The sequence below is a fragment of the Nostoc sp. UIC 10890 genome (assembly GCF_054786515.1).
On the sequence record NZ_JBSGKF010000035.1, the window covers coordinates 1 to 8775 of the forward strand.

Genomic DNA, 8775 nt, shown 5'->3' on the forward strand with positions numbered 1-8775 from the left:
CCGATTGTAATAACCGTGAAGGTTACGGACACGGTAGCTAATCAATCCTGGTCTACCAGAGGGTAAGCGGCCAAACACTTCCTCAAACTGAAATAATCCTTGAGCGCTTAACGCCGCCCCTGCTTTTTGCAAAGATTTGTAGGTGAGGTTAGTATCGAGTTTATGGGCAGAACCACCAAACTGTTCAGCCGCCACGCTATCTAACCAAAGCTGCTGCACAGATGGAGGTTGCTGACGAACCCAGTTGATATCCTCTATCGATACTTTGCAATGTGGTCTAATTGATTTGTCTGCATCAGCAAGTTTCCGTAGACGCGAAGCGGCTTGTCCTTGGACATCGCTTCGCTGTTTGCTGCCACCGTTGATTGCTTTTAACGCTGTAGTCATATTCCCTCCTAAATTTTTCCATGCCAATGTGGGCAACATTGCACCCATGCCGTGTTTTAGTCTTGTAGCTATCTCAAAGCGAGTCTTTCTTTATCTACTGGTTCTCGCCCTTCCAAAAGCGCAACTCGTCTCGAAAATACCTGTCAGCCTTTTTCGATTGCTCCTTCCAACAATCCCAGGCAACGATTAACTCATCTCCCAAATCCTGAATCACTTCTCCTCTGGCGACATACAAAGTACGGTATGGGTCAGCGTGAGCAACAATAGAACCAACGATAATTGTGTCCGGTTGAGAGGAGGCGTTCTGGAGTGCGGTAATTAAATTTGTTTCCTGGGTAGTCAATTCTGCCAAATAATCTGATTTAATCACCTCATACTCTTGCGCTACTGCCCAATAGTCCTGCCAAGTACACCCAGGTTTTGCTAGCACTGCCCTAATATCACTAACCGCCTGGGGCAGCATTTCCAGTTGCTCGGCTCGATATTCGATAGCCTGTGGTGTCGGATCACTACCCAGAATGATCGCCGCAGCCTCTAACGCTTGGGTATTGTTCATAGCACTAGCGAGATTCTTCAATGCCATGCCCATGAGTCGTAAGCATTCTTGGGCATTTTCCTTGGGTGGCTCTTGAGCTAGCGATCGCAAATCAATGGTTTTCTCTAACGCCTGTTTCACCTGTTTGTTTAACGCTTTGGTCGCTTGCTGGGTCATGGTATTTCCCCACTGTTGAGAAGGGCGTTCTTCTACAGCGTGTTCTAATTCCTGAATCCGTTGTTGGAGTTGCTGATTTTCAATCTCCAGTTTCCGTAACCCCTCCATCTCACAAAGCCGTTGCTGTAACTGGATATTTTCTTCTTTCTGTTGTTTAAAGAGTTGTTGCAGAGATTGGATTTGCTCTTGTACCTGGGCTTCAGCTCTAGCATTAACTTCTGCTTGTAGCCCAACTCTCAATTCCTGCTCTAGACGCTCTAACTCCTGCTGGTGTTGCTCTTTGATTTGGGCGATCGCTTCCGTATATTCTGCGGGGTAAGTGCGTTCTCTAGGGAAGGGAACGCTTGGGGCATCCAAATCAGCATTGTTGATCAACATTCTTTCGCCATCAGCAAAGGTGACAATCTGCTGCCAGCGATTTGGTGCGTCTGCCTCAATCACTCCCGAATCCCCATAACGAGGGTGCAATTGTGATGAAACGGTCATAATCAGCAAATTAATTCATTCAAGCGAAAAATTGTTTTTAAACGCTCAAATCGAGGCTAAATAGGGCAAAAAGCGAGTATTTTGTAAAGAAGCTTAAATTTGCTTAAGCGAACTCTATCGTAAATCTACTGAGACTGCTATAGTCAGTCTGGAATCCTGTCTTATATATTTGTAGCTTTATATAGGCACTATCTAAATTAAGCATGATGCAGATTAGTATCACAGACGACCTGAAGAAACGCTTTCATGCTGCTTGTGCTTTGCGTGGGCAGAAGATGAGCCATGTTGTAGTGGAGATGATTGAGCAGTGGCTGAAAACTAATGAAGTGCAATCATATTCTCAAATGTAAGGTACTAAATCTATAAAGTTAGAAAACTTAAAGCAATAAATAGCAAGTATGTAGACCAATCTGATGTCTGCATAAATCTTCGCATTGAAATCTCAATATTATCTTATAGAAAATTTAAAAACATGAAAATTGAAATCCAAGGAAAAGATGCGGTAAAAGCTACAGAAGAACTTCTGGCAATTGAAGGACTAGAAGGAAGTTATCAGACAATTGATGAAGTCGAACGGGAAGGAATTCTAGCTACCATCGTGGCGATTGTAGGAATTGTTGGTGGAACATTAACGATTGGAGAAAAGTTTTACCAGTGGAAGGAGAAATACCAAAAGTCTCTACAAGACCCTAATGGGGCAAGGATTGAGAAAGTTTTGATTGTCACACCTGATAATGATCGGCTGCTGCTCAAAGACGCAACAGTAGAGCAAATACAAGCGATTTTGGAGAAATCTAAGAAAAAATGACAATTCTCCACATCAGTTTGAAAGAGCAAGGTAAGAATTACGTTTCTCTGCGTTATTTTTGGGATAATCCTGCTAATTACAAGGAACACAAACTCTCTGTAGCAGAAATCAAGCAGTTGAGTGAGAAGGCAGAAACAGGCTACTATACCCGTCTGCCTGTTGATTATTCTGTTACTGGACAAGCACTATATAACTGGCTAGACAAAAGCGATCGCCTCTTAGTCAATGCCCTCAATCAGCCCCGTCAGCAAGGATTAATAATAGCGATCGCCACAGACAAGGGGCTAGCGCATTTACCTTGGGAATTGCTGCATGATGGCAAGTGTTTTTTGGTAGAGAAAACGTCCCCGATTATTCCGGTGCGTTGGATGTCCAATGGTCAACCAATAGTTACTGCTGATAATCCTCAAAATCGTCCCTTAAACGCGTTGTTTATGGCTACCTCGCCTTTGGGGGTTGAACCCGAATTGGATTATGAAGCAGAGGAAGGGAAGATTTTGTCGGCAACCAAGCGCACTCCCGTAAATTTGAGAGTAGAAGAAAGTGGCTGCTTAACTGAATTGAGTTATGTGGTTCGAGAATATGAAACAGGATACTTTGATATTTTTCATTTAACAGGCCACGCTACTTATAATGGTGAAACGCCCTGCTTTCTGACTGAGGACGAATACGGCAATCGAGTTGATAGCAGTACGGATGCGATCGCAAAAGCCATGATGTTTCGTTTACCTGCGTTAGTCTTCCTATCTGGTTGCCGTACAGGTTATTCGTCAGAAGGTGCAGTTCCTTCAATGGCAGAAGAACTACTCAGCATGGGCGCAACTGCTGTTTTGGGTTGGGGTGAGCGAGTCAGAGATACTGATGCAACTGTTGCTGCTGGTCAATTGTATTGGGAGTTGTCACAAAGTGGGACACTTGCAGAAGCGATTGCTTCTACTTATCAAAAGTTGATTGAGCAAAAAGTACCAGATTGGCATAAGTTACGACTGTACATAGCAAATACATTACCAGGAGCGTTAGTAACTCCCTTAAGAACTCCAAGACGCAAACAACTACCATCACCGTCTAATGAAGTGGAGTTCAGAGATGATGAAAAACGTTTAAGGGTTGCAACGAGAGAGAACTTTGTTGGTCGCCGCCGTCAGTTACAAAACTGTTTGCGGACTCTGAAGACAGATTTTGACAAAGTAGGGGTGTTAATTCATGGCATGGGAGGATGGGGAAAAAGTAGCATTGCCTCCCGGCTATGGGATAGACTACCTGAGCATGAAAAGATTCTCTGGTGGCGACAAATTGATGAATCTTATTTAATTAAAAAGCTCAAAGATAAGCTAACTAATCCAACGCAACTAGAATTAATATCCTATTTAGAAGATAGTAATATTTCATTCAAAGCTCGATTAATTTACTTGTTCACTCAATTAGCAGAAACAGGAGAAAAACCGTTTGTCTTAATTTTGGATGATTTTGAATGGAACCTTGAACCTCGTGAAGGTCAATATATTCTTAAAACTGGAGCAGCCCCGATTTTAGAAGCTTTAGTAGAAGCAATCCAACAAACAGGAACTAATAATAGAATTATTATTACCTGTCGCTATGATTTTGATTCTGACCTATTAGAATTCTTCTATAAACAGGGGCTAGAACCATTTAAAAAAGCTGAATTAGCTAAAAAACTTAGTCGCTTAGAAAATTTTAGCTCTGGTAAAATACCTGATAATTTACGGGAACGAGCGCTAAATTTAGCAGATGGGAATCCTCGATTATTGGAATTTATCAATGACGAATTAGGCAATATAGATGTAGAGACGAGATTAACAAAACTAGAACAAAGTCCTGAATTATGGAAAGCTCAAATTATTTGGGAGGAGCTATATCAGCTAATTGATGAGCCACTACAAAAGATTCTTAGCTATTGCTTAGTTTATGAGATTCCTGTTTCAATGGTAGCTTTGGAAGCGGCTTTTGATGAACTTCCTAATTATCAACAGCAACTACAAACGGGGCTAAAACTGGGACTGATAGAAGTCAACCCCGAACCAGACGAATCAAAACGGGTTTATCGAGTTTCCCGTATTCTCCCTCACATTATCCCCACTATCCGCCTTCCTGACGCACCAGAGGTATATTCTCTCTACCAGAAAGCTCATGATAAATTAGATCAGTTGTGGGGAAATAAATATAATGAAAGTGAAGAAAAATGGCAAGAGATTTTTCGATTGAAGTTTGTTAACAAAGAAAATCCTGAACGATTTAAGCAAGGTTTCTTCCAGATGTTGGCAGTTCAATATAACTCAGAAGCCGATAGAGCTTTTGAAGGAGAATTGAGAAAAGTTGCTGATGACTTGGTAAAGAATGGACTATGCACTCAGTTGGAAAACTATCTTCAGCAGCAGCAGTGGATAGAAGCAGATGGAGAAACTGCTTGGATTTTTTACCAAGTTATGGTTAAGGAAAACTATGAACATTGGGACGAACTTCTAAAGAAATTCCCCTGTGAAACTCTCAGGGAAATCAATAGCCTCTGGCTTCAAAACAGTAACAATAAATTTGGCATCAGCATCCAAGCGGGAATTTACCATAGTTTAGGCAGTCCGAGCTACAGGGATGATAATTGGGATGTTTTTGGTGAGCGCGTAGGTTGGAAACAAGATAGTTGGTTGAGCTATCATGAGTTAATGGAAAAGTTCGAGAAAGAAAGTGTGCAAGAAGGGATGTTGCCATCTACACCATCTGCGCCATCATTATTGCCTACATTAATTTATATCGGTGGTTGGGTAAGAAGCGGTATTTTCAGCATTTTTCTCTCCGAAAACCAAAACCAAATCTATCTCTCTTTTCTCGCGCAGAGAATTGTAAACTGTAACATCTAAGGCTTTGGAAAGTTTGTAAACATTTATTTCAGCCTTATTTTCCACGCAATAATCAGCGTTAGGCAAAACCGATACCTGGTGACCTCTTTGAGGAAGTCAAAAGTATCAAGTCAAAAGTCAAAATTAAGAACCTCATAAATAAATTTAAAACTACAGTCATAATGTATATTTGCATTACAAAAATACTTCTTTTTGAATTTTGACTTCCCCGAAGGGGTTGTTCCAAGGTAAACTCAATTGTCCAGGTGACGACTTTTTCGCCTTCCCACTCTTAATCATCGAAGGCAAAAAGCGACTTCCCCAAAAATTTCGCTTTTCTGGTTTAGCCTGTGGTCGATATTTGGCATTGCAGAATAGAAATATGAATTAGTGCGATCGCTATGAAATGCAATTCAAAGCTAAGTTGCACTCATCACTCAATCAGTGGATTGACAAAGCAGGAGCAACAGCAGGTCAGCTTTTACGTTCTTTGCGCGATAAAGCAAGCCAATGGTGGTATTTCCTTGACCATCCTGAAGTTCCTCCTGATAATAATCAGGCTGAACGATCGCTGCGTTGGCTGTGACAAAACGTAAAATTAGTGGTGGTTCCCGTTCAATGGAGCGGTTTCAACATACTGCTAATTTGTTGACCGTGGTACAGACTTGTCGCCGTCAAGCTAGGTCTGTCATTGATTTTTTTGCACAGGCTTTAATTGCTAATTCTAGTAACTGCCTGTCTTGCCCTTCTTTACTTCCTCAATATTAGACCTGAATCCTTACGAGACACTCTATTCGACTGGTCATACATTATCTTCAGTATGGTTCAGTGCCGCTCACGATGTGAGGTACAAGTTTTACTCCAGTGATCGCCTAATTCATATTTTGATTCAGCAACGCCCGATATTTTTGACAAAATCTGCGATATCTAGCCGCACATTCCTCCAACGTTCTCCCCAGGCGTAAAAACGCCGGATGCCACTGCGTAATGCCATCGTTGCTCAAGCGGTCATGAGTACCATACTTGCTAAAGTCGTAGAAATAACCCTGCTGCATCCCGGCCGCTTTGGGGTTAGCGTGAATATATCGGAGCGTATTCAAAGCCCGTCGCTGGTCAGTATTAGCAAAATCTGTGCTGTGATATCGCTTCTCCCAAAAATGACCTGTGCGGTTCAACATTCGGTTGAAGCACATAGCCGTATACCAGTTGAGCCAGTGCATGATTTTGGGAAGGTCTTCAGGCTGTTGGGGTTCAAGTAGGTAATGTACGTGGTTCGACATTATACATAAAGCATAGAGCTTAAATTTATATTTCTCCTGTGCATTTTTGATAGCGTAAAGCAACACTTTACCAGTAAACCAAAAAGTTTTTCACCAAAGAGCGATAATTAAAATACTGATAATTTACAATACTAGTAAACACAGAATCTTCTACCCAGCAGACATAGTATAGATTATGATTACTTATGATTAGTTGGGCGCGAAATTGTCAGTACTAACCTGATGGAAGATAAATGCTTTCAACTACTTGATATTTACGCTGTAGGGCTTGAGATAAAAAGGCTAACATCTGCTTAAGTGTAAAAAGTGTGCGATAAATTAATCGACTCCCTTTCCTTTTACGACTAATCCTGAGCCAAAGAAGATTGACCCAAATATTAACAAGAAGAAAGGATATACCAACAAATAGTAATCTCAAGACTGGATTTTTATTATTAGTTTTAATTCGACAAATATTTTTCAGTCTATAACTAGTTTCAATCCCAAATCTTTTTCGATAATCTTGATAGATATAATCTAGATTTGTTTTTATCTCGTGAGCAACATAAACAAAGTATTTAACTCCACGCTGATTATGCTTTCCCTTGCGATATTTACAAATAATCCATAAATCAAATGTAACTGAATCATCTTTATCCCTGGTTATTGTATAAGTAGTTTTATAACTTTTCCTGCCCTTTAAAAATTGCTTTATTCCTCCTTTCTTTCCCGTCTTGATAGCAGGCATAAGAAAAGGAATATCTAATGCCTGCAACCATCGGATTACAGGAGTATTAAAAAACCCTCTATCTAAATAGAGTTTCTTTACATTGATTTTAAGAGAGTTGAGTTCTGCTAATAAATATGTAATCAGAGCAACACTAGTATCTAATTGACGAACACCTCTAATTGCAAGGGTTACACGCTTATTCTTAGTAATCACATATAAAGTTGCATAAGCGTAAAATGAATGAGTACCAGCCTTGGCTTGACTTTGATATATGTATGCTGATTCCCCTGATGTTGGCTTACCATAATAGCAAATTAAATTTAAATCAATCGCTATTTTTAAACAACCTTTTTTTAATCCTAAAGGAATTCGGCTTTTTAATGCAAGATTAATCTGTGTCTCTAGTTCCTCAAAATTATTAATCTTGTTGAGATGGTATCTAATATCATTGGCTGTGGGAACATTCTTTAATAGTTTAGCTGTGTTCTCAATACTATCTCCACTACTAGCTGCCTTTATTAGAATCTCAAATAAAGTTTTTTGGTCGCATACACCTTGAGTCTCAATAGAGAAATTTTCTACTAAACACTCAATAACTTGATCAAGGGTTTCTGAGTCTGTTAAAATCGGTTCTTCTGTAGACTCTCGCCTTTTGGTTTTTCCTAGAGATGAAATAGTCAATTTTCTCAGCCAATATATGACACACTAGTTTGATCATTTCATATTTTGAAATACTGCAAAACATGATAACTATTTCTTATGTTATCTGTATTTAATAATACTTCCTCTACGTATCTATCTATTTATTGGTGATGCCTGCGGTGTGAGTAGCGATCGCCCTTTTGGAAAAACTTTTTGGTTTACTGGTAAACAGTTCCCGGCGACTAGGGACATAGCCTGCGGTCAAAATAAATCGGCGTTGTGCTTCCCAGCTGGTAAAATATTGAATTGCTTTCCAAGCCTCTTCGGGATGTCTAGAGGTTTTAGAAATCCCTAAACCCCAGCCCCCAAGACAAGCTGCTCCCGTCTGCCCAGGAGCATGAACCATCGGTTTAATCGCAATTTTACCCCGGATTGGCGAATTTTCTGCCTGAGCTAAAGGCCACGCATAGGGCCAACTGCGTAAAAACGCTACTTGACCACTTTGGAACAAGCGCCGGGTATCTTCTTCCTGGTAAGTTGTGACTCCAGGAGGAGAAACGCCCTCGCTAATGGTACTACGCAGAAATTCAATGGCTCGTAATGTTTCTGGTCGATCTAGTCCAACTTCGAGGGTGTCGGGATTAACCCAGAAGCCACCAAAACCATCAAGAACTTCTGCAAACATCGCCACAAGTCCTTCATATTGGCGACCCTGCCAAACATAGCCCCAATTCACCTGCTTTTTCTTTTGCAAGATTTGGGAAATTCGCATCAAATCATCAAATGTTTCTGGCGGTTGCAATCCTGCTTGTTTGATTAAATCTTCCCGGTAGTAGAGCATTCCCACGTCAGAACGCACTGGAATCCGGTACAGTTTGTCTTGGTAGCGTCCCCCTTCT

Annotated in this window: 6 protein-coding genes and 3 pseudogenes; 4 read left to right on the plus strand and 5 right to left on the minus strand. The window is 40.8% G+C overall.

All coding sequences use genetic code 11. From position 1 onward, the window contains the following. Both ACWATR_RS37850 and ACWATR_RS37855 read right to left on the minus strand, forming a co-directional pair. A pseudogene (locus ACWATR_RS37850) lies at window positions 1-387 on the minus strand (hypothetical protein); the annotation flags it as partial. Between the two features lie 94 nt (window positions 388-481). Further along, a pseudogene (locus ACWATR_RS37855) lies at window positions 482-1585 on the minus strand (hypothetical protein); the annotation flags it as partial. 203 nt (window positions 1586-1788) lie between these two features. Between ACWATR_RS37855 and ACWATR_RS37860 the strand changes: the two are divergent. From ACWATR_RS37860 to ACWATR_RS37875, 4 genes and pseudogenes are all read left to right on the plus strand, one after another. Then, entirely contained in the window at window positions 1789-1935 is a 147-nt protein-coding gene (locus tag ACWATR_RS37860) for a plasmid partition protein ParG (protein ID WP_460344857.1), read from the plus strand. A 122-nt stretch (window positions 1936-2057) separates the two neighbouring features. Beyond that, complete coding sequence (locus ACWATR_RS37865) at window positions 2058-2393, plus strand: hypothetical protein (protein ID WP_460344860.1); 336 nt, start codon at window positions 2058-2060, stop codon at window positions 2391-2393. Next, window positions 2390-5266: a GUN4 domain-containing protein gene (locus ACWATR_RS37870; protein WP_460344863.1), complete on the plus strand. Its 2877-nt coding sequence runs from the start codon at window positions 2390-2392 to the stop codon at window positions 5264-5266. The genes ACWATR_RS37865 and ACWATR_RS37870 overlap by 4 nt, the downstream gene beginning before the upstream one ends. Window positions 5267-5654: 388 nt before the next feature. Beyond that, window positions 5655-6013, plus strand: a pseudogene (locus ACWATR_RS37875) (IS66 family transposase); the annotation flags it as partial. A gap of 104 nt (window positions 6014-6117) precedes the next feature. Here ACWATR_RS37875 and ACWATR_RS37880 read toward each other — a convergent pair. The 3 genes from ACWATR_RS37880 to ACWATR_RS37890 all read right to left on the minus strand — a co-directional run. Continuing rightward, entirely contained in the window at window positions 6118-6591 is a 474-nt protein-coding gene (locus tag ACWATR_RS37880) for a transposase (protein ID WP_460344866.1), read from the minus strand. 148 nt (window positions 6592-6739) lie between these two features. Then, window positions 6740-7915: an ISH3 family transposase gene (locus tag ACWATR_RS37885; RefSeq protein ID WP_460344869.1), complete on the minus strand. Its 1176-nt coding sequence runs from the start codon at window positions 7913-7915 to the stop codon at window positions 6740-6742. A 118-nt stretch (window positions 7916-8033) separates the two neighbouring features. Continuing rightward, the coding region (locus ACWATR_RS37890) for an extracellular solute-binding protein (protein WP_460344872.1) at window positions 8034-8775 on the minus strand (742 nt) is incomplete at its 5' end.

Excerpts from the sequence above, each read along its gene's own strand:
- ACWATR_RS37860 (WP_460344857.1), top strand. The coding sequence starts at position 1,789 with ATGATGCAGATTAGTATCACAGACGACCTGAAGAAACGCTTTCATGCT.
- ACWATR_RS37865 (WP_460344860.1), top strand. The coding sequence starts at position 2,058 with ATGAAAATTGAAATCCAAGGAAAAGATGCGGTAAAAGCTACAGAAGAA.
- ACWATR_RS37870 (WP_460344863.1), top strand. The coding sequence starts at position 2,390 with ATGACAATTCTCCACATCAGTTTGAAAGAGCAAGGTAAGAATTACGTT.